The organism is Streptomyces sp. NPDC001156 (genome assembly GCF_053598275.1).
The window spans coordinates 1-1,537 of sequence record NZ_JBSFJX010000520.1 but is presented as its reverse complement, the minus strand read 5'-3'; the positions used below and the strand labels follow the sequence as shown (position 1 = coordinate 1,537).

Below are 1,537 nucleotides of genomic sequence, written 5' to 3'. Positions count from 1 at the left end.
AAACCAGCGCGAGGGGGCCGGTGTGGTCCCACCAGGTCGCGGCACGGGTCTTCGGTGTGCCTTTCGACGTGGCCTCTGCGGTCGGCACGCGGCCGGAGGGCCGGGCGGGTGTGGGTAGAGGGCGGGGCTGCACGAGGACGCTCGTGCCGGACGGCAGTGCGGCGGCCTGCTCCGGCGTCGTCACCGCCGGGCCAAGACCGCGGTGCCGGTAGGCGGCGAGATGTCCGGCAAGGGTGCCGTGCAGGCGGAACGTCTCCCACTTGTGTGCGGTCGTATGTGAGCGGGCGCGGCCGGGGATCCGGGTGTAGTCCCACCAGGTCCCGGTCTTGGGTCGGCCGAACCTGCGTCCGGTCGCATCGGGGAACAGGTGGCGGGCGATGCCTTCCCACACTTCGTCGGCCTGATGCATCACCAGCGCTTTCGTCACGTGGTGGCCCAGGTGTTTGGATCTCTCCATGTGCTGGTAGCCGCGGCGTTCCATCCCCTCCCGGGACAGGCCCAGCACCTGCCGCCACGCCTTCGCGTCCGTTTCGCGGCGCATGTCGCCGGCCCAGTACGCGTCGACTGCGGCGCGAGCGTCGCGCTGCAGGGCGCGCTTGAGCGACCACATCGCCCAGTAGAGGTTCTCCACCCGCTGCAGGTCCTCGAGGCGGTGGACGTCCAGGGGCAGGCGGATCACCGCCAGCTCGGTGTCCTCGCCGCGCTTCCACCGTTCGCCTTTGTTCTTACCCCGCAAGCGGCGACCAGGCGTGGCATCGGAGGCGGGCGCCGCATCAAGCAGGCTCGTGGTCACGGACGTTCCCACCTCCTTCTTGACTCGCAGCGTGCGTAGATCTGTCCGGGCATGCTCAGACTCGGCAATCACATCAAAGCTACCCGCCGTCACTGACAACGCCCCCTGCAGCCGGTCAGCTTGACTCCCTACGCCGTCGGTTATGCGCCTGCCTCTCGCCTCCTGCACCACTACCGACCTGCGGGCCTAAAGGGCAAGGCCATGAAGTTATGGACTGTTGGGCGCTGTCAACAGGATGTCGATGCTGATGGTGGCTTTGTAGGTACGTCGGTCGACGCGCAGGCTCTTGTAGGCGTAGCGGGAAAGCGGCCGTTTGACGGCACGGGGGCTGACGCGCAGGCGGCGGGCGGGCATGAGGTGATTCAGGACTGCCCGGCCGATGGCGCCGACGAGGTCGATGGTGGTGCCGGCGATCACGCCCGCGGCCTGGACGACCTGGTCACGTGCGGTGTGGAGAGCAACACTGAAGCTGGCACGGTCCGGGTCGGCCCCGGGGACGGTGCTGGTGGCGTCGGCGATGGCGATCCTGATCGCCTGGTAGACGGTCAGCAGCGCGTAGATCTCTTGCGCGATGCCCGGCAGGGTGCGGGCCCGCAGCACGCGTCGGCCGAGCATCGACTGCTTGACCGCGAAGTAGGCGGACTCCACTTGTCGGGTAGGTGCGGCGCATTGCTGCGCCGCACCCCCCTCAGAACCGGACGGGCGGCGTTAACCGCATCCGGCTCAAGCAGGCCCTGAAGGCCC

The 1,537-nt window shown here is 68.8% G+C and carries 1 protein-coding gene and 1 pseudogene; both read right to left on the bottom strand.

From position 1 onward, the window contains the following. Window positions 1–793: pseudogene (locus tag ACWDA7_RS52775) on the bottom strand (hypothetical protein); the annotation flags it as partial. Window positions 794–1,000: 207 nt separating this feature from the next. After that, a complete protein-coding gene (locus ACWDA7_RS52770) occupies window positions 1,001–1,441 on the bottom strand; it encodes a hypothetical protein (RefSeq protein ID WP_450615335.1) in 441 nt (146 codons plus the stop codon). Between the last annotated feature and the right edge of the window lie 96 nt (window positions 1,442–1,537).